The organism is Photobacterium alginatilyticum, from assembly GCF_009910675.1.
GTDB lineage: Bacteria > Pseudomonadota > Gammaproteobacteria > Enterobacterales > Vibrionaceae > Photobacterium > Photobacterium alginatilyticum.
In genome coordinates, this window is sequence record NZ_RSEJ01000229.1 from 1 (window position 1) to 518 (window position 518).

A 518-nucleotide genomic window follows, 5' to 3' on the forward strand; every position below is an offset into this window, starting at 1 on the left:
TTTTTTTACACTACAAGAAAACTACGAAAAAGATATGGTAGAAAGAAATATATGAATCTTTCTTTCTACCATATACTATCGGATCGTATAGAATATTGACGACTCTAGTCCGCGCATTTCATTTAAGACGCGGAATTTKAATYCTTTTCGGCAGAAGTGAAGTTTCRATYAAATTTATTAATCATTTTKACYTTGATTTTGACTRACTGTTTTTACRTAAATGATAAGTAGAAAAGCAGTAGGYACGAGAACGAACAATGCAGTAGCAATAAATGCAAGAATATTTACTTCCATAATCTAATCGTTTTTTTATTTTAATTTTATTTCACAATAACTCGGGATTTAATCCCATAGAGATGAYAAATCTTTTGCCTGTAAATTCAATGGATGAACTCCCTCCCGATGGTATTGAATCGAATCAATATTATAAAYAATAATATCTGAGCTATCAAATAAACTCATCGTCGAGAATTTAATAGTATACCATAGGAAGATCTTTTATCCACACCGAATCAAAT

Annotated in this window: 1 protein-coding gene; it reads right to left on the reverse strand. The window is 30.0% G+C overall.

Annotation, left to right across the window (positions count from 1 at the left end; all coding sequences use genetic code 11):
* Window positions 1-177 precede the first annotated feature (177 nt).
* The gene (gene psbM, locus EIZ48_RS31630; RefSeq protein WP_160658798.1) at window positions 178-294 is read right to left on the reverse strand and encodes a photosystem II reaction center protein PsbM; all 117 of its coding nucleotides are present in this window, start codon (window positions 292-294) and stop codon (window positions 178-180) included.
* Window positions 295-518: the final 224 nt, after the last annotated feature.